Source organism: Muricauda brasiliensis (assembly GCF_003057865.1).
Lineage (GTDB): Bacteria > Bacteroidota > Bacteroidia > Flavobacteriales > Flavobacteriaceae > Flagellimonas > Flagellimonas chongwuensis.
On sequence record NZ_QBTW01000011.1, the window covers coordinates 128,856 to 153,390 of the forward strand.

At 43.7% G+C, this 24,535-nt stretch carries 19 protein-coding genes; 3 read left to right on the top strand and 16 right to left on the bottom strand.

The genetic code is table 11. From position 1 onward, the window contains the following. From DCK90_RS06565 to DCK90_RS06580, 5 genes are all read right to left on the bottom strand, one after another. Nucleotides 1-3,195: an efflux RND transporter permease subunit gene (locus tag DCK90_RS06565; protein WP_108245388.1), complete on the bottom strand. Its 3,195-nt coding sequence runs from the start codon at nucleotides 3,193-3,195 to the stop codon at nucleotides 1-3. A 16-nt stretch (nucleotides 3,196-3,211) separates the two neighbouring features. Next, nucleotides 3,212-4,303 (bottom strand): efflux RND transporter periplasmic adaptor subunit, encoded by a 1,092-nt coding sequence (locus DCK90_RS06570; protein WP_108245389.1) that lies wholly within the window; start codon nucleotides 4,301-4,303, stop codon nucleotides 3,212-3,214. Between the two features lie 7 nt (nucleotides 4,304-4,310). Beyond that, a complete protein-coding gene (locus DCK90_RS06575; protein WP_108245390.1) occupies nucleotides 4,311-5,612 on the bottom strand; it encodes a TolC family protein in 1,302 nt (433 codons plus the stop codon). Nucleotides 5,613-5,797: 185 nt separating this feature from the next. Continuing rightward, nucleotides 5,798-5,926, bottom strand: coding sequence for a hypothetical protein (locus DCK90_RS17140; protein WP_262497841.1), 129 nt, complete (start codon nucleotides 5,924-5,926; stop codon nucleotides 5,798-5,800). Nucleotides 5,927-6,108: 182 nt separating this feature from the next. Next, nucleotides 6,109-6,315 carry a YgaP family membrane protein gene (locus DCK90_RS06580; RefSeq protein ID WP_108245391.1) on the bottom strand — a complete coding sequence of 69 codons (207 nt, stop codon included), beginning with the start codon at nucleotides 6,313-6,315 and terminating at the stop codon, nucleotides 6,109-6,111. A 163-nt stretch (nucleotides 6,316-6,478) separates the two neighbouring features. Here DCK90_RS06580 and DCK90_RS06585 point away from each other — a divergent pair, with 163 nt between their 5' ends. Genes DCK90_RS06585 through DCK90_RS06595 form a run of 3 tightly spaced genes read left to right on the top strand, consistent with a single transcriptional unit; the run spans nucleotide 6,479 to nucleotide 9,037 of the window. Next, nucleotides 6,479-7,699, top strand: coding sequence for a sulfite oxidase (locus DCK90_RS06585; RefSeq protein ID WP_108245392.1), 1,221 nt, complete (start codon nucleotides 6,479-6,481; stop codon nucleotides 7,697-7,699). Nucleotide 7,700: 1 nt separating this feature from the next. Then, on the top strand, nucleotides 7,701-8,153 hold the full coding sequence (locus DCK90_RS06590; protein ID WP_108245393.1) for a monoheme cytochrome C: 453 nt from the start codon (nucleotides 7,701-7,703) through the stop codon (nucleotides 8,151-8,153). Between the two features lie 5 nt (nucleotides 8,154-8,158). Then, nucleotides 8,159-9,037, top strand: coding sequence for a sterol desaturase family protein (locus tag DCK90_RS06595; RefSeq protein WP_108245394.1), 879 nt, complete (start codon nucleotides 8,159-8,161; stop codon nucleotides 9,035-9,037). 15 nt (nucleotides 9,038-9,052) lie between these two features. Here DCK90_RS06595 and DCK90_RS06600 read toward each other — a convergent pair whose 3' ends face one another. From DCK90_RS06600 to DCK90_RS06650, 11 genes are all read right to left on the bottom strand, one after another. Then, on the bottom strand, nucleotides 9,053-9,319 hold the full coding sequence (locus tag DCK90_RS06600; RefSeq protein ID WP_108245395.1) for a heavy-metal-associated domain-containing protein: 267 nt from the start codon (nucleotides 9,317-9,319) through the stop codon (nucleotides 9,053-9,055). A gap of 10 nt (nucleotides 9,320-9,329) precedes the next feature. Further along, nucleotides 9,330-9,674, bottom strand: coding sequence for a rhodanese-like domain-containing protein (locus tag DCK90_RS06605; RefSeq protein ID WP_108245396.1), 345 nt, complete (start codon nucleotides 9,672-9,674; stop codon nucleotides 9,330-9,332). Nucleotides 9,675-9,781: 107 nt separating this feature from the next. Next, nucleotides 9,782-11,191, bottom strand: a complete 1,410-nt coding sequence (locus DCK90_RS06610; RefSeq protein WP_108245397.1) for an MBL fold metallo-hydrolase — start codon at nucleotides 11,189-11,191, stop codon at nucleotides 9,782-9,784. Nucleotides 11,192-11,245: 54 nt separating this feature from the next. Beyond that, nucleotides 11,246-12,979: a SulP family inorganic anion transporter gene (locus DCK90_RS06615; RefSeq protein ID WP_108245398.1), complete on the bottom strand. Its 1,734-nt coding sequence runs from the start codon at nucleotides 12,977-12,979 to the stop codon at nucleotides 11,246-11,248. Nucleotides 12,980-13,042: 63 nt separating this feature from the next. Continuing rightward, a complete protein-coding gene (locus DCK90_RS06620) occupies nucleotides 13,043-13,675 on the bottom strand; it encodes a Crp/Fnr family transcriptional regulator (RefSeq protein ID WP_108245399.1) in 633 nt (210 codons plus the stop codon). Between the two features lie 132 nt (nucleotides 13,676-13,807). Then, nucleotides 13,808-14,881, bottom strand: coding sequence for a phosphoglyceromutase (locus tag DCK90_RS06625; protein WP_108245400.1), 1,074 nt, complete (start codon nucleotides 14,879-14,881; stop codon nucleotides 13,808-13,810). Then, nucleotides 14,871-16,475, bottom strand: coding sequence for a purple acid phosphatase family protein (locus DCK90_RS06630; protein WP_108245401.1), 1,605 nt, complete (start codon nucleotides 16,473-16,475; stop codon nucleotides 14,871-14,873). Before DCK90_RS06630 ends, DCK90_RS06625 begins: the two co-directional genes overlap by 11 nt. Next, nucleotides 16,475-17,842 carry a (R)-1-hydroxy-2-aminoethylphosphonate ammonia-lyase gene (pbfA, locus tag DCK90_RS06635; protein ID WP_108245402.1) on the bottom strand — a complete coding sequence of 456 codons (1,368 nt, stop codon included), beginning with the start codon at nucleotides 17,840-17,842 and terminating at the stop codon, nucleotides 16,475-16,477. Before pbfA ends, DCK90_RS06630 begins: the two co-directional genes overlap by 1 nt. 6 nt (nucleotides 17,843-17,848) lie before the next feature. Continuing rightward, the gene (locus DCK90_RS06640) at nucleotides 17,849-19,504 is read right to left on the bottom strand and encodes an alkaline phosphatase family protein (RefSeq protein WP_108245403.1); all 1,656 of its coding nucleotides are present in this window, start codon (nucleotides 19,502-19,504) and stop codon (nucleotides 17,849-17,851) included. A 79-nt stretch (nucleotides 19,505-19,583) separates the two neighbouring features. Next, on the bottom strand, nucleotides 19,584-21,035 hold the full coding sequence (locus tag DCK90_RS06645) for a SusD/RagB family nutrient-binding outer membrane lipoprotein (protein ID WP_108245404.1): 1,452 nt from the start codon (nucleotides 21,033-21,035) through the stop codon (nucleotides 19,584-19,586). Nucleotides 21,036-21,056: 21 nt separating this feature from the next. Then, entirely contained in the window at nucleotides 21,057-24,266 is a 3,210-nt protein-coding gene (locus DCK90_RS06650) for a SusC/RagA family TonB-linked outer membrane protein (protein ID WP_108245405.1), read from the bottom strand. Nucleotides 24,267-24,535: the final 269 nt, after the last annotated feature.

Consider the following 24,535-nt stretch of genomic DNA (forward strand, 5'->3'; position numbering starts at 1 on the left):
TTAGTTGTAATTTTTACGTTCAATCATATAATACACCAATGGCACCACCAAGAGCGTCAATACGGTAGACACTATGGTTCCTCCCATAAGTGATATGGCCAACCCTTGGAAGATAGGGTCAAACAAGATCACAAAAGCTCCAATAACAACGGTTCCAGCTGTCAACAAAATAGGCGTGGTTCGCACGGCACCTGCTTCAATTACGGCTTGCTTTAGGGGAACTCCCTCATTCAACCTAAGATTGATGAAGTCGATAAGCAATACCGAGTTCCGCACCATGATTCCCGCTAGGGCAATCATCCCGATAAAGGAGGTTGCGGTAAAAAATGCGCCCAACATCCAGTGACCCAACACAATTCCGATCAAGGAAAGTGGAATGGCCACCATCATCACCATTGGCGCTTTAAAGTTTTGGAACCATCCCACGATCAACATGTAAATGATCACAATTACGCCAAGGAACGCGATTCCAAGGTCACGGAACACCTCAAGGGTTATTTGCCATTCCCCATCCCACTTCACCGTATAGTCATCCTCATACTGGGGTTGCTCCATATAGAGCTCGTTGATAGAATAGCCTTGAGGCAGCTCCAATTGATATAACTTATCCGTCATGCCCAAAATGGCGTACACTGGGCTTTCCAGGTCACCTGCCATATCGGACATCACATAAACCACTCGCTTTTGGTTTTTTCTATAGATGCTCTTGGCCTTGATTCTCTCTTTGATGGAAACCAAATCACCCACGGACACCATATTCCCTTGTTGGGATGCTATCTTCAATTGTTTTATTTCATCCAAACTGGATTTATCCTTTTCACTTACGGACAAAACAATCCCGATTTGGTCAAATGCTTCTTCACGATAGATATGGGAAACAGGTTGCTCACGGAAAGCCATGGCCATCACTTGAACAATTTGTTGAGGCGTTACACCATAAAGCATAGCTTTCTCTTTGTCCACCACAAAATCATATTCCACTTGGTCGTCCTCTACCATCCAATCCACATCAACAACGTCGGTGGTGTTGTTCAAAATCTCTTTTACATCATCAGCCAATGCAATTTGCTTATCGTAATCGGGGCCATACACCTCGGCTACGATGGTGGAAAGAACAGGAGGCCCTGGTGGTACTTCAACAATCTTGATGTTGGCATGGTATTTTTTACCCAATTCTTGGATTCTAGGCCGCAACACCTTGGCGATATCGTGACTTTGCTCACTTCGGTCGTGCTTGTCGGTAAGGTTCACCTGAATGTCGGCCATATTGCTTCCCCCACGTAGGTCATAATGTCTTACCAATCCATTGAACGTAATAGGTGCCGATGTTCCCACATAGGTTTGGTAATTCACCACTTCAGGTCTTGTAGATAAATAAGCCCCAACTTCTTTTGCAACTGCTGAAGTTCGCTCCAAAGTGGTTCCTTCGGGAAGGTCGATAACCACTTGGAATTCATTCTTATTATCAAAAGGAAGCATTTTTACGGCTACGGATTTGGTAAAGAACATACCCACGGAAGCAAATAACAATACCACTGTGATGCCAATAAAAATCCATCGCTTCTTTCTACTTTCAATCAGTGGTTTTTCGAAACGTTCGTAGGCTTTGTAAATGAAGGTATCCTGAATTTCAACCGCTTCTTTTTCTTTTTTGTTCTTTTTGTCTTTCTCTCTCAAAAAGATGAATCCCAAATATGGAGTTATAGTCAAAGCCACAAATAGCGACAACAACATGGCAATAGATGCACCGATGGGCATTGGGGACATATAAGGTCCCATTAAACCAGATACAAATGCCATGGGCAATACCGATGCGATTACCGTAAAGGTTGCCAAAATGGTCGGGTTGCCCACCTCGTTGATGGCATAAATGGCCGCATCCTTGAACGGCAAACGTTTCATCTTAAAGTGGCGGTGCATGTTCTCCGCAATAATAATGGAGTCGTCCACCACAATACCCGTTACGAACACCAAAGCAAATAAGGTGATTCGGTTCAAGGTATAATCGAGCATATAATAGCTCAACAAAGTCAATGCGAATGTGATCGGCACGGAAAGGAACACTACCAATCCACCTCTCCAACCCATGGCGAGCATCACCACAAAGGTTACGGCAATGATTGCCCCGATCAAGTGCATCAATAATTCGGATACTTTTTGGGAAGCTGTTTGACCATAGTTACGGATCACCTCTACATGTACATCATCCGGAATCAGATTTGATTTCAAGTGTTCCACTTTATCCAAAACCACATCGGCAATCTTCATGGCATCGGCCCCTTTTCTTTTGGAAATAGAAATAGTTACCGCTGGATACTCAGATTTAAAGGTTTCTGACTTCTCACTTGCTGCTCCAAATCCAAGAGAAACATAGTTTTTGGGCAACTCTGGACCATCCAAAACGGTTGCTACCTGTTTTAAATAGATGGGTTGATTTTGTTTGGTGCCCACAATCAGGTTTTCCAAGTCTTCTTTGCTCTCCAAAAAGTTTCCTGTACTGATGTGAAATTCAGTATCGTTGGATAGGAAATTCCCAGCATCCATCTGCTGGTTGTTGGCCTGAATCATTTGGGCAACGGCCAACATGTCAATTCCAGATTCGGCCATTTTATCCTTATCTACTACCACACGAAGCTGACGGTTTCTTCCACCAATCTTTTTGGTGATGGAAACCCCGTTTACTTTTTCAACCTCATTGATCAACTCTCCAGAAATCTCTCGCAACTGAAAATCATCGTATTCATCGCTCCATAACGTTAGAGCAAGCATGGGCACATCATCAATCGCACGGGTTTTTACCAAAGGCATGGTGACCCCGTTTGGCATTTGATCCATGTGCTTGTTGATCTCGTCGTACAAACGCACCAATGATCTTTCGATATCTTCCCCTACGTAAAACTGTACAATGGCCATTCCTTGCTCTTGCATGGAAGTGGTGTACACATATTCTACGCCTTTAATGTTGGATATAATTTTTTCAAGTGGTTTTGTGATCCTGGATTCCACCTCTGTTGGGCTGGCTCCAGGATATCCCACAAAAATATCCGCCATGGGCACATCAATCTGTGGCTCCTCTTCCCTTGGAATCAAAAAAGAACTGTACACCCCAATGACCATGAACACGATCATTAAGAGCACCGTTAGTTTGGAGCTGATAAACCCTTTGGCTATTTTTCCTGCTAGTCCGTCTTTCATGGTGAGCTTTTTTGGGTTATTGAATGCTTACTTTAGCTCCATTGTACAGCTTTCCTTCGGCTGATACGATGTATTGGTCTCCTTTGGACAATCCAGATAATACTTCTACTTCGTCCCCATAATTCTCACCCAAACGCAACCAACGCAGCAGAGCCACATTGTCTTGTCCGAGCGTATAAACTCCTGCCAATTGCCCTTTGTGCACCAAGGCTGTGGACGGAACAGTCACAACTGTTTTACCATTGCTCTCATTTTCCGTCTCTAGCCTAACGGTTGCATACATACCTGACAAAATCTTGGCATCTGTTTCATCCAAGCTTACTTTCATTACATATTGTCCACCTGTATTTTGTGCGGAAGCACTCAATTCGGAAACCTTACCTGTGATGGTGGTATCCAATGCTTTTACCAAAACTTGGGCTGTTGTTCCCACTTCAATCGCAGAAATGTTGTTTTCGGCTACTTTGGCCTCTACCTCAAACCCTGTTCCTGGAGATTCCACTGAAACCAAAGGCACTCCAGGATTGGCCATATCGCCATTATCAATGTAGGTATTGGTCACCACGCCACTGAATGGGGCTCTGATATCGGCGTACGCGAATTGGGAATTCACTTCGTTTTTCATTTGATTTGCTGCTTCCAATCTGGCTTTAGCCATTTCGTAACGGGCAGTCATATCGTCCAGTTCCTTTTGTGAGGCACTGCTTTCTTTAAAAAGGTTTTGAAATCTTTCGTAGTTCTTTTTAGCATTGTTGAATGCCACTGTAGCCTCGGTAATGGAAGCTTCTACCTGTGCTTTTTTAGCTCTTAGGTCTCCATTATTGATGGAAATAAGTAGGTCTCCCTTGTTTACTTTCTGACCTATTTTAACGGGAAGTGACTCCACGTAACCCATCATTCGGGTACTCAGGGTGGCACTCTTCACTGCTTTTATTTGACCACTTCCTGCCAGGATGGTAGCGCTATCGCCCAAGTCCACATCGGCAACAGTTACTGGCACCGCGGCAGAAGTATCAACAGTCCTTTTTTCGTCACTCCCGCATCCCATTAAGGTCAGCCCCAAGGACACAGTTAAAATGATGCTTTTATATATCGTAGTGTTTTTCATATTGCAATTATTCTTTGGTTAAAAATGTGAGTAAGGATTGTGCTTGATTGTATTCAAAAATGATTTGATAATAGGCCAATTGCTTTTCGGCATAAGTGGCTTCTGCCATTAATAAATCGGTTGTTTTTTCCAATCCCTCTTTAAATCGGTTTGTACGTATCCTCAATGATTCTTCGGATTGCTCCATAGCCAATTTTGAGGTCTGGAGCCTGCTTTTCGCATCTTCGACCATCCGTTTGGTGCGTTGAAGCTCCATAGAACTCTTGGCGACGTACTGTTCGTATTCTTGTTTTGCTTTTTCATAACTAGTCTTGCTCTTTCCTGCTTTGGCAAAGCGTTGGGAACCTTTAAAAACATCCCAGCTCAAGCTTGCCCCAACAATGTATCCTTTGGAATCTGCCTGAAATATCTGATCATCATACATCTCATAGCTCGCAAAGGCATTCAACTTGGGCAAAAAGGTCATATTATCCGCCTTCATATTTGCTCTGTACGCTTCAGAAACCAAATCCATAGCTTTAACATCCGCTCTGTTCTCCAAGGAAGCTTCGGTCGCTTCCCGGATATTTTCAGGCAACAATTCTTGGGTAGGTTCAAAAGGAACATTTACTTGTTCATTCATTAAAAAAGCCACGTAGTCCGAAGCATTTTTCACATTACTCTCGGATGTTTTCAACTGATCGGAGACTTCGGTCACCCTCACTTTTACTTCCAACAAATCTGCTTTTTGAAGTAATCCTTGGTCAAAACTGTTCTGGGCCATGTTCAGGTTGGCAGTTGCTGCATCGTATGCTTTTTGCATGACTTCCACGGCACGATAGGCCAATTGCAATTGGCCATAGGCTTTCTGGGCCTCAAAATCCAAATAATCCCTAGTTCTCATGGCTTGAAGCTCTTTGGCCTCCATGGTGGTTTTGGCAGCCTTGCGCTGATAAAAACCGTCCATATTGACCAAAGGTTGCTGGACGGAGACCACGGTGGCAAAGTTTTCCACTTGATCGGGGTCGTTCAATAGATCCGGATTAAAATCTGCTTGGGTCAGAATCCCTTGGTTGAGTTTGGACCCAAATGCCATTAAAGGATTTGTGGTTGCCATTCCCGTATGAGAAACAGAAATCTGTGGCAAAAAAACGGAGTTGGAAAATCTATAATCGTATTTGGCCATTTTGGCTTCCTGATCGGAAATCTGAATGCTCGCATTGGACTCCCTCACCTTTTCCAATACTTCTTCCAAAGAAATATTCACAGGTTCCTGGGCAATCGCAGCCTGCATTAGACCAAATGCAATAAAAATGAATATATGCCTCATTATTTGTATTGTTTTGAGGCAAAATTAGAATGGCAAAGCTGTTCCTACAGTAACATTGGTTACCATGGGAGAAAAGTAAAAATGGGGCTGATACCAGCCCCAATAACCCTTAATTATCAATTAAATACCTAATGCGCCAAACTTAAAAAGCCAGCATTTTGGCAAAAAGGGATTCTAGAAATCGTTTATTTTTTACCGCTATTCATCAAGGATAGAACGGCAACCACTAAAACGATGACAACGAGGGCGAAGACCCCTATCATCCAGATGCCATTTTCCCAAGATACCAACGGAATGTTTACTAATGATCTCACAATGTATTGGTTTTAAGTTTGAATCAAATGTAATCGCTGTTTTCAAGTCAAAATATGATAATGCTCATAAAACCAGAGTCCAACCATCTAATTATGAGAGCCTCAAGACCTTCAAAACCCCATTAAATAAAAAAGCCGCTCCAAAAATTGGAGCGGCCTTCATTATCAACCAACCAAAAAACTTAGCGTTTAATTTTACAAGTGTTAATTCCGAATACCGTATACAAAGGACAAAAGCTTATGAAGCTCGTTAGTACGAAAATGGCGGCCAAGGCCAAAAGCACATATGCCAATGTTCCTGTTATTACATTAAAATAATACAGCGCACCTACAACGAGAGCCAAGAGAATCCGAATCGTGCGGTCCGCACCGCCCATATTTTTTTTCATAATCGATAGTTTTGGATTTTACCGTACAATTTACTTAATAACCTTCTTGTTATTTCTGACAATCAGTTCCTTACCGTAAAATTACATGTTCACTTTCAACCTTACGGTAACATCGGTTACATAGCTTTGCCTATTTTTACGATACATTTAAATTTTGACCTACATGAACAGAAGAGGTTTCTCCCACAAAATTTCGTTGGCAGCCATGGCCACCGTTTTGGGCAGCGACATAGTTTTTGCCCATAGGATGCCACATGATTACTTGCCCTTGGGGTTACAGGACCCTGACCCTTTCAAAATGTTCGACAAGGACAAGGAAATGGTCGTATTAAACGATAAGCCTTGGAATATGGAAGCCAAGGCCCATTTGCTGAACGATGACATTACCCCAAACCAGTATATGTTCATTCGAAATAACGGTAGAATCCCGGACCAAATTGATATTTCCAAATGGTCGTTAACGTTGGATGGTGAATCCGTAAAGAATGCTAAAACTTATTCCCTTGCTGAACTTAAAAGCAAATTTCAGCACCATACTTACCAACTTACACTAGAATGCGGGGGCAACGGTAGAAGTGAGTTCAATCCGCCAGCCAAAGGAAACCAATGGACCGTTGGGGCGGTTTCTTGCGCCGAATGGACGGGAGTAAGACTACGGGATGTTCTGGAGGATGCAGGAATCAAACCAGACGCCGTTTACATCGGCTATCACGGAGCAGACACCCATTTGAGCGGGGACCCAAAAAAGGAACCTATATCCAGAGGTGTTCCCATATCCAAGGCCATGCAAGACCAAACCTTGCTTGCCTTCGCCATGAACGGTTCGGCTATTCCCTTAGCCCACGGACACCCATTGCGGTTGGTGTGTGGGGGATGGCCCGCATCCACATCGGGGAAATGGGTGAATCGAATCAGTGTCCGGAACAAAGTGCACGATGGTGAAAAAATGGGGGGTACCTCATACCGAGTCCCTTGTGAAACTGTTGCCCCGGGCAGCAAGGTCGAAGATTCTGATATGTGCATCATAGAGTCCATGCCGGTAAAATCCTTGATAACCTATCCAAAAAGTGGAGCACTAATCAAAGAGGGGAAAACATTGAATATTAATGGCCATGCATGGGCGGGTGAGCTTGAGGTTTCAAAAATGGAATATTCCATCGATTTTGGCAGTACCTGGCACAACTGTTCCCTTAAAAAACCGGCTAACCGTTTGGCGTGGCAACATTTCAATGCGACCGTAACATTTCCCAAAAAAGGCTATTACGAGGTATGGGGCAGGGCTACAGATGCTAATGGAAAAGCCCAACCGATGGTACTTCCTGGCTGGAACCCGAAAGGCTATCTTAACAATGCCTGCCATCGTATTGCGGTCAAAATTGTGTAATATGGAAAATGATTTTCAAAAACAGGTGCGGGCACTTTCCAAAACCCTCTTGTCTTTTCTGATATTGGTCCTTTTTCTCTTTGGGGGGGTATACTATTGGGCTAACTATACCCCACAATCGGACATTGTGGAAATTCCTTTGGAAGAAACCGCCGATGATTACGACAAAGTAGAAAATGGTGTCCACGTTGCCACCGGATTTATAGATGATAAAGGAATGGAAGCGACCATACAAAATTGTACCGCTTGCCATTCCGCAAAATTGGTGACCCAAAACCGAATGAGCAGGGAAGGATGGAAAGCTACTATAGAATGGATGCAAGAAACCCAGAACCTTTGGGATTTGGGCGCGAACGAAGAATTGATTTTGACCTATTTATCAAAAAATTATGCTCCTACAGACAAGGGACGACGCCAGAATTTGGAGGATATTGAATGGTATGAGCTAAAATAGCTGCAATGGAATACGTTGATGCACTCGTTAATGGTTTTCTGGGAATGGTTCAATGGACCTGGAGGTCCATTATTTTTGATGTGCCTTGGTACACCAATTATTTCTGGGGGTTGATTCTTATCTCAATTTTGGTGTGGGGGCTGGAAATCCTATTTCCTTGGCGCAGGGAACAATCCATTTTTAGAAAGGACTTTTGGTTGGATGTATTTTATATGTTCTTCAATTTCTTCGTATTCGCCATCATTATAAACGGGGTGTACAAAGTCCTGACCGTGCTCTTTGAAGATATTGGAATCAGTTCAAAAACGTTGGCCATCGTGGATATTGCCAATTGGCCCCAATGGATACAGTTGCTTGTGTTTTTTGTGGTGCTCGATTTTGTTCAATGGTTCACACACATTCTTTTGCACAGGGTCCCTGCTTTTTGGGAGTTCCACAAAGTGCACCATAGCGTAAAGGAAATGGGCTTCGCAGCGCACATGCGTTTTCATTGGATGGAAAATGTTCTCTACAAACCCTTAAAAACTTTGGCATTGATGGTCCTCGGAGGGTTTGAGCCCGAACAGGCCTATATTGTGCATTTTGCGGCCATTGCAATCGGACACTTTAATCATTCGAACATTAAACTGACCTATGGCCCATTAAAATATGTGCTGAACAATCCGGTGATGCACCTGTACCACCATGCCTATAATCTTCCCGAGGGTCATCGCTATGGAATGAATTTTGGAATTAGCCTGAGTCTTTGGGACTATTTATTCCGAACAAATTATATTCCCGAAAGCAATGGTAAAATAGAGTTGGGGTTTCCCGGTGATGAAAAACTTCCGAAGGGATTCTGGGGTCAATCAGTATCTGGTTTTAGAAAAAAAGATAAAGGGTGATGTCCATTAAATTACCTAAGCTAACTTTCCGCTCGCGCAACTTACAAACGATTTTGCTTTGTCCACAAAACCATTCTTGTCATCAATGGTGGGGTATCCCATGCGTTTAAGGGCATCTTTAATTAAGGAAGCTACATCGGCGCCTTGATGGTCAAAGCTAACCGATGAGCTTTCCTTATCCACAATCACATTTTTAATTTCTTTTATCTCAGAAAGTTTGTTGGAAATGGTCTTTACGCAACCCCCGCACTTTAGATTTTGTACTTGAAAAGTAGTTTGCATAGCAAATGAATTAATAGCACCAGCTTCTATAGCCTCCCCTTAGATCATAGACTTTGGCGAAGCCCAATTCCACCAATCGTCTCGCCGCCTTTTGGCTTCTGTTTCCGGATTGGCAATAAATAAATACCGGGGCATCTTTCTTTAACTTGGAAAATGCTGACTCGAATGCGGAACCTTGAAAAAAGTCAATGTTCTTGGCTCCATTGATATGACCAGAAGCAAACTCTGCCTTGGTCCTTACATCCACTAATTGCACCTTTCCTCTGGATATAGCTTCCTTATATTCTTCCCTATCCATTACCTGGATTTCATCGGGAAGGTTATGTTCTTTGAACAAAAAACCTAGTATTGACATAGTCCCATTGTTTTATGAGACCAAAGTACACCATACTCCCCATCGCGTTCAGTAACCACGGTTACACAACACTATTTTTTTAATTAATTTTCCAGTGGGGTTTTGTCCTACTTCAATGTTGTAGGGCAAACGTAATCCGTAACCGGTATTCCAGCCTTTTTAATATCGGCAAAACCACCAGCTACATCCACTAAATTATGTATCCCCCTACTTTTTAAGATGGAAGAGGCAATCATGCTACGATATCCTCCCGCACAATGAACATAAAAGGTTTCTTTTTCCGGAAATTCCGATAAGTGTTCGTTGATATAATCCAAAGGTGTCAAGTTTACATTTTCCACATGCTCCGCTTGGTATTCCGATTCCTTTCGGACATCGTAAACGGGCACTCCCTTATCCATCAAGCTTTTTAGCTCCTCCGCATTGATACTATCCACGGTATCCGCTTCTTTTCCTGCTGCCTTCCAAGCCTCTATTCCGCCTTTTAAGAAGCCCAAGGTGTGGTCAAACCCGACTCGGGACAATCGAGTGATGGTCTCTTCCTCCCTGCCTTCCGGCGTCACCAAAAGTATGGGTTGCTTTACATCGGCGACCAATGCTCCCACCCATGGGGCAAAACTTCCATCCAATCCAATAAATATAGACCTGGGAACGTGTCCTTTTGCAAATTCATCTTGATGACGTACATCTAGCACTATGGCTCCAGTCTCATTGGCGGCCGCCTCAAAGGCATCCGGTGCAAGGGCCCGGGTGCCTCTTTCCAATACTTTATCGATATCCTCGTAACCCTCTTTGTTCATTTTTACATTGAGCGGGAAGTATTGAGGTGGTGGCAACAAGCCATCGGTCACTTCATCAATAAATTCATCACGGGTCATGTCCGCCCTAAGGGCATAGTTCATCTTTTTCTGATTGCCCAAGGTGTCCACGGTTTCCTTCATCATATTTTTTCCGCACGCGGAACCAGCACCATGTGCCGGATAAACGATTACATCGTCTGCCAATGGCATAATCTTGTTGCGCAGACTATCGAACAAGGTGCCCGCCAGTTCTTCTTGGGTCATATGGGCCGCTTTTTGGGCCAAATCGGGACGGCCAACATCTCCAAGGAACAAGGTGTCCCCGCTAAAAATGGCATGGTCCTTTCCTTTTTCATTCCTCAACAAATAGGTAGTGCTCTCCATGGTATGGCCCGGGGTATGCAACGCCACTATGGTGATTTTACCCAGTTTAAACTCCTGCTGGTCTTTGGCAATAATGGCATCAAAAGAGGGTTCTGCCGTTGGGCCGTAAACAATGGGCGCCCCAGTCTCTTTGGATAGCGTAAGGTGTCCGCTTACAAAATCGGCATGGAAGTGTGTCTCAAAAATGTATTTGATCTTTGCCCCGCTCTCCTTTGCCGTTTTCAAATAGGGGTCAATCTCCCGCAATGGGTCGATTATCGCCGCTTCCCCTTCGCTCTCTATGTAGTAGGCACCTTGTGCAAGACAGCCTGTATATATCTGTTCTATTTTCATTTTTCCAGTTTTTTCAAATATAATATTCTGTTCGCTTAAGTTCAGTTACCAAAGTTACAAAGTCCTTCTTTTGGACTGTAGCGACACCTTTTTTTGCATAAGGCTCCTCTCATTTTGTTCGTTACATCCGTTCACAGCATCGATGGTCTGCACATAGAGGTTTTCCTCCCCTAGGATGTCCACGATTCCGCTACTGTACAAAATATCCCTTGTCGGACCTATGGCCGCTGCGATCAAAAAGTGGATGTCGCGGTGCCTTAGATCCAAGATAATGCGCTCCAACATGGAAGCGGCGCTGCTATCAATATAATTGATGGGTTCCGCATTTAAAATGATATACTTCAGGACAGGTCCCTTTTTTTCTATCTGCCGATATAGTTGCTTTTTGAAATAATCCTTGTTGCCAAAATATAATTGGGCATCGAACCGCAGCACCAATTTGTCGGCTTCCACCTCCACATCTCCCGAAAAGCGATCTATATTTTTAAAATAGCTTGTATCCTTGATTCTTCCCAAGACCGCCATATGTGGCTTGGATATCCGATATACCAACAACATCAAGGACAATAGTACCCCGAATAGGATTCCTTCCATCAACCCGATGAGCAATGTCATTAAAAAAGTGGCGACCAGCAATAGGAATTCATCCTTTCTATTTTTCCAAAGTATCCAAGGATATTTTAAATCTACCAAGCCTGCTACGGACACAATGATAATCGCCCCCAACACCACTGCTGGAAGGTTATAGAACAAAGGGGTAAGAAAAAGCAATACACCTGCAATGATCAGGGTGCTAAATATCAATGACATTCCTGTTTTAGCTCCGGCTTTATCGTTCACGGCGGTTCTCGAAAAACTTCCAGATACCGAAAAGGACTGGAAGAATGAACCTAACATATTGGCAATACCCAATGCCCTGAGTTCTTGGTTTGCGTCCAATTCATACTCAGGATGTCTTTCCTCCACCGTCTTGGCTATGGAAACGGATTCCATAAACCCAAATAGGGCCACCGTTATGGCTATGGGCATAAGTTGTCCCATTTTGTCCCACTGGAACTCAGGGGCCTGAAAACCTGGAAGTCCCTTTGGAATATTCCCCACGATATGGACTCCCGCCGTATTAAGCTTAAAGATAACCACGGCCAAAATACCCAATACCACCAAGAACAGTGGCACTGGCAATTTTTTGTTGAATCTGTTCAACAGAACAATAAATAGTATGGATCCCAAGCCCATAAAAAAGGTAGGCCAGTGGATATAGGGCAAGCTTCGGATTATATTCGCCAAAAGCTCATGTATTCTGCCTGACTGGGCAAAATGGGTTCCCAATATATGGTTCAATTGGCCAAAGCCTATAAGAAGTGCTGCGGCCGATGTAAAGCCGCTTATGACCGGTTTGGACAAAAAATTGACAAAAAAACCCATTTTGAATATTCCCATAAGGAGCTGCAACCCCCCAATGAGCAAGGTCAGGAAAAGAACCGTTGAGATATAGTCCTCCTCATTGATCAGGTTTAGGGCCCCAACACCAGCTGCCACCAGTAATGAGTCCATGGCCACGGGCCCAACGGCCAACTGCCTTGAAGTCCCCATTAAGGCATAGACAAGCTGGGGCACCAATGCAGCATACAATCCATAAATGGGGGGCATTCCCGCAATCATGGCATAGGCCATTCCTTGAGGAATCAGCATGATTCCAACGGTAATGCCTGAAATCAAATCCTTTTGGAGCAATGATTTATTATAGGTAGCTATCCAAGACAAGAATGGGAAGAACCTTTTGATCATGCGATGGTTTTTTTACAAAAATAGATTGCCCGATGGCCTTTTACAGTAACAAAGGGTACAAACTTACAGATCTAATACGTGAATATGATTTCTGTGTAGCACCAATTTTTTCATCTTTTCCAGTTTTTTCAATAATCTGGAAACCACTACCCTTGAGGTGTGCAGGTCATACGCTATTTCCTGATGGGTATTTCTGATACGGTTATCATTGGTTACCTCGACCTTTTTTTTGAGATAGTCCACCAACCTTTGATCTAGATTTTTAAAGGCTATGCTATCCACAGTAAGAAGCAGCTCATTGAGACGGTTCTGATAGCTTTCGAACACATAATTGCGCCATCCCTTATATTTGGCCATCCACTCCTCCATTTTCTGGACGGGCACCATTACCAATCTTGTATCGGTCTCTGTTATGGCCCTGATCTCACTTTTGGTCTGACCCATGCAGCATGCCATGGTCACCGAACAGGTTTCTCCCTGCTCCAAATAATATAAAAGTAGTTCATCTCCCTCTTCATCCTCCCGAAGCACTTTAATTGCTCCCGACAACAATAAGGGTATACTTCTTATGTATTGCCCAATATCCATTATAGTCTCGCCCGCGGGCACTTCCATTAATCTTCCTTCTTGAAGAATCTCCTCGATAAGGGGCCGCTCAAAATGATTACCGAATATTGCTAAAAGTTCTTCTTCCATATTGATTAAATGCAATCCTCTAAGGTAATTATTTTAGCTCTAACCGATGCCCACCAAAGCAAAACCCACACGTTAGGTGTGGGCCTTTGCTGGTTAACGCAAACTAATAAACTGAAATAAACGAACTTAAACTTATAATTTCATGGGCTTGCCCTCGATTTCTTTAGGAATGGGCATGTCCAATATTTTTAGAACGGTCGCTGCAATCTGATTGGAATACAATTGTTCCTCGGTATCAACTTCACCTTTAGGCTGAACATTTTCCCCAAAAGCTATCATCCAAACGGAGCCCGCCCCATTGATATCGCTTCCATGACTTCTCCATGTGTCCAAAGGCTCGGTTCCCCGGCCATGATCGGTAGTGATCAAATACACGGTTTGGTCCTTATAAAAGTCATTTTGTTGGGTAAACTCCCATAAATCTTTGATCAATGCATCGGTATTGTGGGCCGATTTTAAATAAGACTGATAATCCCCATCGTGGGCAAAATCATCGGTTTCCCCGTAGGAAATGAAAACCAATTTTGGATGTTCCTTTTTCATATACTCCAAGGCGTAATGATGGGTAAATGCATCCAACCGCACAGTGCCCCATGGACTTGGTATCTGGTCTTGAAGCTCGTTCAAAAATTCCTCCTTGGCATTCAAATTATCGGTGGCCTTTTCAAATCCCGCATTTACTGGAACTCCCGAGCGCTCTTCGTTAACTATAGAGGGAAAAACATCCCAGCTACCAAAGGCAGCTACTTTACCTTTTCCTTCGGGCGTACTGTTGTAGCGCTCCAAAATGGTGGTGTTTGGGTTTGGAACTTTATCATTGCTCCGAATGTTTTCATCATCTGCAGTTCCTGTCAAGATTTCGTTGTAACCCGGGTAAGAGAACCACATGGAATTGGTCAAATCTACTTTACTTTCCAACTTTCGATTTCCATGGATTTGGCCCATCTCTTCAATTTGACCCCAAATAAAGGGCAGTAGCGCTTCCCTTCTTTCGCGCGGTGTGTCCCTCCAGAAAGCTTCCTTCAACAGGTCTGCTTCGTGAACATAATCATTGTTACCGATCAAAAGGGAATCTGCACCGGTAAACAGTTCCTGCCAACGAAAACCGTCCAACGTTATCAAGATTACTTTGGTATCGGTATTTTGGGCATTAACCCTGAACATTGCCACTACGGCAATCATCAAGAACAAAAAATTATTTTTCATTTTCCTGTGGTGTTTTAAATGATGCTGTTTCGGACCAATCACTCCAGTTCAAGTTTTGGTCACGGTACCGAACTTTCCAATAATAGGTGGTATTTGCTTTTAATCGTTTGGGTTTTTCATCGGTCAAATCGTCCTCTTTTTGACGGTCCTCTTTGTAATACCAGTTTTCAAACTGTTTCCAACTATCCAAAGCCAACTTTTCAAAATCAGGGCTTTCCGAAACCTGCCAATGTGATGCGGCATGGAATGCTCCACTCAATGTACTTGTAAATTCACCAGCTTTCAAGGTAGCAAAATCATCAGTTACCACAACGTTGTTTGCTGGCGAGATAATTTTCGGCGCTTCTGGCTTTTTCTCAAGTCGCCAAACGGTAATGCTATCGGTAAGCTCGTTCTGACGTGGCTTTACGGTATTCCCTTGACTGATTCTTTTGATAGTGAATTTAGGGTCGTTCCGGTTACCGTCGACTTCGACCATCACAAAGCCATATTCGTCCTGGGTAACCGTAAATTCATCATAATCCCTACCTTCAAACTCTCCCCAATTATCGATGGCTCCACCCGCCGAGGCCACATTGATCCAAAGGTGTTTGTGGTCTCTGGATTGCCCTCGTGAATAGCCATGCGTATGACCAAAAAAGTGGATGCTCGGTTTTCCAGTTTTGGTGGAGAATGTCTCCAACATTTTCACCACTTTGCCCGTTGATTCTTCCTCGCCGGGAATCCAAAGTTCCGATTTGTGGGGATGGTGGAGTTGCGCAAATACAAAATCAATGTCTTCGTTCTTTTCCGTATCGGCCAGTACTTGTTCCAACCATTCATATTGCTCGCGAAGGTCTCGGTAACCATCGTTGGAGTTTAGCCCGATGATTCGAGTATTCCCATAATCCTTGTACCACCAATGTTCGGCAAAGGCAGGCGTTCCATTTTCTGGAAGGCTGAAGTATTTGAAGTAGAAAACAGAATTGCGCTCGTGGTTGCCCAAAACCGGATACACAGGAACCTCTGCAAATAGTTTTTGTGCAGGGTCGAAGAAGTGCTCCTTCCATTGGTAATATTTGCTGCCGCTCTGCACCAGGTCGCCGGGAATCATCACCATGGCCAGATTGTCGGGCAACTTGCCTCCATGCTCCTGTTCCAAATACTGAAGAATGCCTTGGTTTACGATTTCGGAAAACTTGTTCGGGTTTTGGCTATCGTATTGCATATCGCTCATGGCTACAATATTGAACGACTCTTCATCACTTGAAAAAGGTGGTGTTTTAAATTGATAGATATCCGATTTGGCCTTATCTGTTTTCACCCGATAATAATACTCGGTAAAACGTTTAAGACCTTCAAGTTTTACGGTATGCACCCGGGATTCGGAAAAATTGATATCCTCGGCTTTTCCTGAGGTTTTTTTGCCCAGTTTTTCTGTAGTTCCCCATTCCACAATGCTTTCTTCGCCACTTGTAGTCTCCCACATGATGACGATGGAATTCGGTTCTGCATCTTGGAGATAAGGTTGTACCAAAATTTGGGGTTCGGTTTGCGCTGATAGTTTCATCACACCCAAACAAAGTACAAGTAGTAGTTGGTTCGTTTTTTTCATTAGGCGATATGGTTTGTTTTTAAAAAGGCAGAGTTCAATATTTCAAATGCTTTTTCCAGTTCTTCTCTTGTTATGGTCAATGGTGGAGAAAGCTGTAGTACGTTTCCTTTGGAAACTTTAAAACTTAATCCTTGTTTTAGGCACTCGTACATAATTTCTTCGGCTTCCGCCGTTGCTTTTTCTTTGGTCGTTCTGTTAGTCACCAGTTCAATGCCCCATAAAAGACCAACACCCCGCACATCTCCGATCAATGAATATTTTCGGTGCATTTTGTACAAGGATTTTCTCATGAATTCTTCATCCTCCTTCACTTTTTGCAAGATGTTTTCCTCTTCCAAAACCTCTAAAAGCGTCAAGCCGGCCATGGATCCCAACGGACTTTTTTCATGGGTATAGTGCCCGAGGGAAATATGTCCGAATTTGTTGTATTCTTCACGGGTAACAATCGCTGCTTGAGGGATAATTCCACCCCCCAATCCTTTACCCAAGCAGAGAATGTCCGGTTCAATATCAAAAAGCTCGTAGGCGAACATAGTTCCCGTTCTTCCAAAAGCGATGGGGATTTCATCCAAAATCAGTAAAACACCATGTTTGGTACAAAGTTCCCTAGCTGCTTTCCAGAATTTTTTTGATGGAATCTGCACATCGGTGTTGCGAATGGTCTCCGCTAAAAAAGCTCCAATTTGATGGTCTTTCTCCAAAACATACTGCAAATACTCCAATGCCTTGTCCTCATTACCCTCAAATATACCACGATAGGTTATTGGTGGCGGAATGCGTTCCACACCGGGCATTAATGGCCCCATATGCTCTTGGAAGATCGCTTCGCCCCCAACACTTATGGCATCCAAAGATGCACCGTGGAACGAGTCCCAAAAAGAGACGACTTTATGCTTACCAGTAATGGCCCTTGCCAATTTTAGGGCAATGCCAATGGCCGAGCTTCCGTTGGGGGTCATTAGGATGCGGTTAAGGCCCTTTGGAGTGTAAGAGGTCAATTTCTCCGCAAATTGAATAGCGGTCTCATTGGCGTAGCGTCTGGTGGAAAACGTCAAGTTTTGCAGCTGCTCCGTTAGTCGAGCGACCAGTTTTGGATGCGAAAACCCGATTTGGTGCACGTTGTTTCCATGAAAATCGAGGTACTTTTTGCCCGATACACTGATCATGTGCGAGCCATCACAATTTTGGAGCACGTCCAAACAAGGTGTGGACATGGATTGATGCATAAAATATTTGGCGTCCTTTTCCAGTAGCTCTTGGGTTTCATCGCCAACTTCGTTCTGCAACCATGCTCTCCGCGCAGGAGTTAGGTTGATGTCGCCCTCCACAACAGATTCTGAGTTGTGCTTGTTGCGCTTTTGCTTCATTCTTTGTTATTTTTCTCTAAACAGCCTATCCGCTGGAATAATTTGTTTTGGCGTATTGGGACCCGAATATTTAATATCCAAATGATAGCCCCCGCCACCGTTGAAAAATTCTACACGGACCAAATGCCTCCCTCCGGATAGTTCCAAAGTCCCGCTGCGTTCCATAACACCATGGTCACCATCGTTGTCCACTATCTCGGCACCGTTCACATAAAGTTTGCTACCATCATCACTATTGGTGAAAAAGTTATATGTTCCTTCTTCGGTCACTTCCAAATAACTTTCAAAAACCACGGCCACTTGCTCTTGCGGCATATCTTCGGAGAGTGCTTGCTTATGGGAGAACTCCGTTACGTAACCTTCATGCACCGGATTTAAGGTAGTGAAAACCGGAAGCTTTTCGATACCGCTCACTTGAAAAACCTCAAATTTGACAGGGTCCTGTTTTGCTTTTGAAATAATCCTGAAATTTCCTTCGGCGACGGTACTTACCAATCGCTCGTTCTGAAAAATACCTGCCTTGATGATATTTGTCTCCTTTAGATAAAAGGTGTCTTGATAGACTTGGCTGTTTTCCAAAGTCGGCACGTTGTTGCCAATGGTGTACCGAATCTCACCCACATTGTTCGGGTTTTGCATGACCACCGCAACAGAATCCGCTTTAAAAATGCCTCCTGACGGCTCAAAATGGCCGGCATCTGGAAGAATTTTGGGTTGGTTTATCTTCTCTTTTCGTTTGTATATAAGCTTTGGAGCTTCATTTCCTATAAAAGCCCCTCTTACGGGTCTGCCCATCCAAGCTTGGGGCATTTGCAATCCCATGGCATAGGCAACTGTCGGTGCATTGTCGTATTGGTAAACGGTCTCTTCGATTTTATAGCCTTTTTTGATTCCCGCCCCGTACATAATGAATGGTATTTCCATTTCGGCCAGACTTTCTCCGCCATGACCAAAGCCTAAACCTCCGTGGTCTGCGGATATAATAAACATGGTTTTTTCAAAAATCCCTGCATCCTTGGTTGAATTTACGATTTTGGCAATCAAGGAATCTGCCTTTTCCACCGATTTGTAATACTCAGGGCTCCCATGGCCTTGGGAATGTCCCGCATGATCTACGTGATCCAAATGCACGAAGGTGAATTTTGGTCTATGCTCCTTGATATAGCTTGCCGCTTCTTGCGTGGTTTTGTCCTCATGATCTCCGTCGATATCAAAATCCACGTCGGATTTTTCGAACAAACGTCCAAAACCGTCCCAGTCGTAAATGGCACCTACATGCGCTTCTGGCTGTTGGTCTTTAAACAGTGTGAATATGGTAGGAAAGGTCCCGTTTTCAGTAACTACGACCGGTGGTAATTGATGGTCGAACTTTTCCCAACCATTGGAAGTCACCCCATGTTGTTCCGTATCGGCACCCATGATCATACTGGCCCAATTGGGACTGGAACTTGATGGGAGTACGGACCGTGCATGCATGGTGGCGGCCCCATTCTGGATCATGGAATCCAATGTTGGCGTTTTGGCCTTTTGAATCCCATTGGGACTCATACCGTCTATTCCAATGATGACCACATGCTCAATATCAGTGGACCGAGCTACTTTATTTGTGCACGACACCATCAAACCAATCAGCAGAATAGGTAACAGTAGTTTTTTAGACATCTTATTTATTTTTAACAACAAAGGCTGCCCTGAAAAACAGGGCAACCATATTTTGTTTAAAAGACTATTTTTCAATCGTTTAATATCTGGTTCCTGTTTCCCACCAGCCGGGTGTATTGATGTTGTCCCCTTCTCCGCCCATGGCTTGTACGGCAGCTTCATAGTTTGCCGTATTCAATGTTTGTTCGGACGATGGGTAAAGGAAACGAACCGGATAGCGTCCTCCGTTAAGGTCATCCTGGCCTGTTTCCAAGGCAGGAATACCCGTTCTTCTGTAATCCATCCATCCTTGGTAATCCACGTTCCAAAGTGCTATGGTCTTTTGAGTAAGCAGCAATTCCAAAGAACCATCATATTGTACAGTTGGTTGCGCCAAATATGCATCGATATCAGCTTCCGCAACGCCCCAATAGGCCAAGCTTGCCCTAACACCTGCATTGTAATAATCAGCGGCACTGCCAGCAATAAAACCTCTCTGGGCAGCTTCTGCCAAAATAAATTGTACTTCTGAATTTTTCATAATGAACGCTTCGGCAGCTGTTGAGGAGAAATAAAACAATTCCACATCCAAACGGCTTGGACTGTTGGCATCATCATAAGCACGGGCATTGTCTTGGTTCAGACCAATTGGAATACCTACCCATTCGCCATCACTGTTACGATCGAACCAGATATCCAATCTAGGATCGTTGAATTCTTCAAAATAGCCCAACAAGGTGGTACAAAGACTCTTCTCGTCAAAACCACCGATACGACCTGTACTCTCTGGCCAAGAATCGGTATTTGATGTACCACTATAGGTTAATGTGGCGTTGTCATCATTAGAATTGATGTAGTTTCCTGCACTGACAATGGCCTGCATTTCGGCTGATACATCTCGTTGTTTGGAGATTCTCATCAGGTAACGAAGACGCAATGAATTTGCCAGTTTTCTCCATTTGGAAGCATCTCCATCATAGATGACGTCACCTGTAGATCCGGTAATCGCCTCCCCTTTTGCCAGTGCGGCATCGGCATCTGCCAAATCTTGAAGGACTCCATTATAAACGGTTTCTTGATCATCGTATACCGGGGTAAAAATTCCTTCGGACTCACCTGACATGGCCTCGGTGTAAGGTACGTGGCCATACAAATCGGTAAGGTTGGCAAAAGAAAGTGCTCTCAATGTCAGGGCTATGCCTTCGTAGGTCGCATTTTGAGATCCTTCTGCACGGGAAATTTCCAAAATATCATTGATTTCGGGCAAATAGTTGTAAAAGAAATTCCACATGCCTTGATCTCCCCAATCAAACTGACTAAAACCAGGAAAGTTGTTTTTTGCCATGAGCTGGGTAATGGTATTTCCATCGCTATACCCTTCTTGTGTCAACGTTCTTGTGATTTCCGAAGTTACGGTGGAGGTAAGCAAGTTGGCACTCACCTGTTCCGGGGCGTTGGGGTTGGAGTTGATACTCTCAAAATTGTCCGTACACGAAACCAATAAGGTTCCTGCAAATAAGATGGATGTTATGAAGTTTGATGTTTTCATCATTCTTTATCTTAAATTCTTTGTTTAAAATTCTACGTTAAGGTTAAGACCAAAACTTCTTGTGCTGGGCAATGCCATATCTTCCACACCGGGTACGATCGAACCTCCGGAGAAAGAAATGGATTCGGGATCTACGTGATCGTTCTCCGTCCAAAGTGCCAGGTTACGACCTACCAAAGAGATGGTCGCTGATCGTATCGGCGTGTTGGCCAACAGCTTGCTTGGAAGCGTATAACCCAATTTTACTTCTCTTAGTTTTACATAGGTGGCATCGAACATTGAGCTTTGCTCGTTGCCCCTGTTGTACACATGTGAGTAGTAGTTTGAAGCCGCTACATTGACCGTGTTTGGTGTATAGTTTCCATTTCCATCATCCACAACACCTTGGGCAACGATGCCCGATTCACGACCGGGAACAGTGAAATCCAACATACCTGTAGTACCGCCAATGGCAACCGTTCTGGAGTGATACACACCACCTTGTCTCCAATCGAAAAGGAAACCAAATCGAAGGTTTTTGTAACGGAAGCTGTTCTGAAAACCAACCATAAAATCTGGATTGTAGTTCCCTAGGTTTCTTAGTTCATTGCTTCTGATGGGCAAACCTGAATCACCATCAATGATCCATTGTCCATAATAAGGACTGTTTTGGTCGGTCACCTGTTCGAAACCTGTTCCGTAAAGGTCACCCATACGTTCCCCGACCTCCGCAACAACTTGAAGGTAATTTTCCTTTACAAGATATTGGGTCAATCCATCCGTAAGTTCTTTTACCTCTCCACGGTTGGTGGTAAAGTTGATGTTGGTATCCCAGCTAAAGTTGTCGGTTCTAAGTGGTGTTGCGGTCAAGGTGATTTCCAAACCTTTGTTCTCTACCTCACCTGCATTGATGACCCTGGAACTAAATCCGGAAGTATTGGATACGGGCAAAGAAAGAATCTGGTTGTTGGTTACCGACTTATATGCAGCCACATCCAGCCCCAAACGATTTCCAAAGAAACGAACATCGGCACCTACTTCGAATGAGTTGGTACGTTCTGGTTTTAAATCGGCAAGTTTCAATTCGGATGGGGAATAGGCCCTTGAATATCCGTTGAAGGTATTTCCAAAACCAAAGGTCGCGGCCAAATTATAAGGGTCGGTATCGTTACCCACACTGGCCCAGCCTCCTCGAACTTTCGCAAAGCTGATGGACTCTGGCATCTGGAACATATCAGAAAGAATGAAACTCAAACCAACGGATGGATAGAAATAACTATTGTTTCCATCAGGTAATGTGGAAGACCAATCGTTACGAGCGGTAACATCCAAGAAAGCATAATCTTTATAGGCCAAATTGGAGAAGGCATACAAACTGTTTACGGTGAATTTACCGTCATAATCACTCTGCGTCAATGGCTCGGCCGCATTTCCAAAGTTATAGATCCCTGGAATCGACAAAGAGTTGGCACTGATACGTTGATATCTGTTTTTAGCAGAACGATGGTTACCCCCGAAGGATACACCAAAATCAAAATCTTGATTCAGCTCAGTGTTGTAAGCCAAAAGGAAATCCGTGTTCTGCTCATAGGCATAAATAAAATCCTCTCTGTACTGACCGTTCGGGAAACGTTGCGTTGAATAGGCCCTTTTTCTCATATCCAGTTCACTGGAATAGTCGAAACCGGAACGCAACATTAAGCTCAATCCTTTTGCCAATGTCATATCCGCCCTTAGGTTGGTGATCACACGGTCCTTGTTAAAGGCATTGGTGTTCTCGTACACGGTAAAGAAAGGGTTGTCGTGGTAATTGTAGTTATAGTTGTACTGCTGCACACCTTCCAAACCTGGCTGCCAATAATCCCTTAAATTGTTCATGTTGATATGACGACCGAACCAAATCCACAGATACATTACGTTTTCTGTTCCGTAAGAGTTATTGGGACGGTTGCGGGAGTTCGAATTGATGTAGTTCATGGAACCGGTCACCTTTAACCAATCGGTAAGGTTGTAGGAACCATTTACTTGGTACGACCTTCTTTTAAAATTGGAGTTTGGAATAACACTCTCACTTTGCAAATCGGTAAAGGATACCCTAAAATTACCATCTTCGTTAGCTCCCGTCAAAGCAATGTTATTGCTCATGGTGAAACCTGTTCTAAAAAAGTCATCGATATTGTTGGGCTGTGGAGAAAAAGGCGTTGCGATGATTTCATCAGCAAAAGTTCCATCAGGATTTCTTGGCCTAACATGAACGTCACCAGCTCTCAATCCACTGGTTGTTGGGCTATCGTGCTGAGGGATCAATTGTCCGTTTAAAGCTGGCCCCCAGCTTTCGTCCACGTGATCGTTTATACCTCCTGTCAAGGAACGGTTCTGCCCACCATCATTAAAAGCAAACTGCCCTCCGGAACCTTGTCCGTAGCGGTTTTGATATTTTGGGAGTGTCAAAAGATCTTCGAAAGTCGAATTGTGGGTATAGGACACCCCAATTCCCTTGCTGCCCTTACCAGATTTGGTGGTAATGAGCACAACACCATTGGCTCCTCTGGAACCATAGAGTGCTGTTGCATTTGGTCCTTTAAGCACGGTCATGGTCTCTACATCATCTGGGTTAATGTCCATGGCTCCGTTACCATAATCAACCCCCATGTTCCCCTCACTTCCTGTATTGTTCACATTGTTGTTGATAGGAATACCGTCCACTACAAATAATGGCGAGTTGGCATTGGGACTTGGGTTAAGGGAATTCTCACCACGGATAATAATCTGTGAAGAAGACCCAACACCCGAGTTTCCTCCCGTAATCTGGACACCGGCCATTTTACCGGCAAGCGAATTGACCACGTTGGTTTCCTTGGCCTCGGAAATTTCTTCCCCAGAAACCTTTTGTACTGCATAGGCAAGCTTTTTGGTCTCTCTTTGAATACCCAAAGCGGTTACCACAACCTCATCCAATTGTTGTGAATCGGGCTGTAATACGATGGTCGCGGTAGTTTTACTGGCTGTTTCCAAATCCTGGGAGATATACCCTATATAGGATACTACCAAAATTTCCCCTCCTTGTGGGAGCTCAATTTCAAAATTTCCATCAAAGTCGGTGGCCACACCTGTGGACCCACCCTTTACAACTACCGATGCACCCGGCAATGGTACGTTGTTCTCGTCTAATACCTTTCCTGAAAAGGTGACTTGCGAATAGCCAATTATACTTACGGTGAATGCAAGTAAAAAAGCTACAATCGATTTTTTCATTTGTTGAGTATTTGTAAAAATTGGTTAATTATTTATCAACAAATATCCAACACATGAGTTAAGGCAGGCCTTTAAACAGATTAAAAAAATGATACGGAATAGTTAAAAGAAACCGTTCAATGTTATGTAAACATTATTTACAAATATGCAATTTATTCAAATCGACAAAAAGACAGATTTTACAACATACCCCAGTAGTTTAATGGATTAACCGTATTTTTTTAGTAATCTTGATTTATCAAAAAATATTATAAATACTAAAATTTAGG

What these genes read in the sequence shown, in the direction of transcription:
- DCK90_RS06565 (WP_108245388.1), bottom strand. Translation starts at nt 3,195, where the DNA reads ATGAAAGACGGACTAGCAGGAAAAATAGCCAAAGGGTTTATCAGCTCC.
- DCK90_RS06570 (WP_108245389.1), bottom strand. Translation starts at nt 4,303, where the DNA reads ATGAAAAACACTACGATATATAAAAGCATCATTTTAACTGTGTCCTTG.
- DCK90_RS06575 (WP_108245390.1), bottom strand. Translation starts at nt 5,612, where the DNA reads ATGAGGCATATATTCATTTTTATTGCATTTGGTCTAATGCAGGCTGCG.
- DCK90_RS06580 (WP_108245391.1), bottom strand. Translation starts at nt 6,315, where the DNA reads ATGAAAAAAAATATGGGCGGTGCGGACCGCACGATTCGGATTCTCTTG.
- DCK90_RS06585 (WP_108245392.1), top strand. Translation starts at nt 6,479, where the DNA reads ATGAACAGAAGAGGTTTCTCCCACAAAATTTCGTTGGCAGCCATGGCC.
- DCK90_RS06590 (WP_108245393.1), top strand. Translation starts at nt 7,701, where the DNA reads ATGGAAAATGATTTTCAAAAACAGGTGCGGGCACTTTCCAAAACCCTC.
- DCK90_RS06595 (WP_108245394.1), top strand. Translation starts at nt 8,159, where the DNA reads ATGGAATACGTTGATGCACTCGTTAATGGTTTTCTGGGAATGGTTCAA.
- DCK90_RS06600 (WP_108245395.1), bottom strand. Translation starts at nt 9,319, where the DNA reads ATGCAAACTACTTTTCAAGTACAAAATCTAAAGTGCGGGGGTTGCGTA.
- DCK90_RS06605 (WP_108245396.1), bottom strand. Translation starts at nt 9,674, where the DNA reads ATGTCAATACTAGGTTTTTTGTTCAAAGAACATAACCTTCCCGATGAA.
- DCK90_RS06610 (WP_108245397.1), bottom strand. Translation starts at nt 11,191, where the DNA reads ATGAAAATAGAACAGATATATACAGGCTGTCTTGCACAAGGTGCCTAC.
- DCK90_RS06615 (WP_108245398.1), bottom strand. Translation starts at nt 12,979, where the DNA reads ATGATCAAAAGGTTCTTCCCATTCTTGTCTTGGATAGCTACCTATAAT.
- DCK90_RS06620 (WP_108245399.1), bottom strand. Translation starts at nt 13,675, where the DNA reads ATGGAAGAAGAACTTTTAGCAATATTCGGTAATCATTTTGAGCGGCCC.
- DCK90_RS06625 (WP_108245400.1), bottom strand. Translation starts at nt 14,881, where the DNA reads ATGAAAAATAATTTTTTGTTCTTGATGATTGCCGTAGTGGCAATGTTC.
- DCK90_RS06630 (WP_108245401.1), bottom strand. Translation starts at nt 16,475, where the DNA reads ATGAAAAAAACGAACCAACTACTACTTGTACTTTGTTTGGGTGTGATG.
- pbfA (WP_108245402.1), bottom strand. Translation starts at nt 17,842, where the DNA reads ATGAAGCAAAAGCGCAACAAGCACAACTCAGAATCTGTTGTGGAGGGC.
- DCK90_RS06640 (WP_108245403.1), bottom strand. Translation starts at nt 19,504, where the DNA reads ATGTCTAAAAAACTACTGTTACCTATTCTGCTGATTGGTTTGATGGTG.
- DCK90_RS06645 (WP_108245404.1), bottom strand. Translation starts at nt 21,035, where the DNA reads ATGATGAAAACATCAAACTTCATAACATCCATCTTATTTGCAGGAACC.
- DCK90_RS06650 (WP_108245405.1), bottom strand. Translation starts at nt 24,266, where the DNA reads ATGAAAAAATCGATTGTAGCTTTTTTACTTGCATTCACCGTAAGTATA.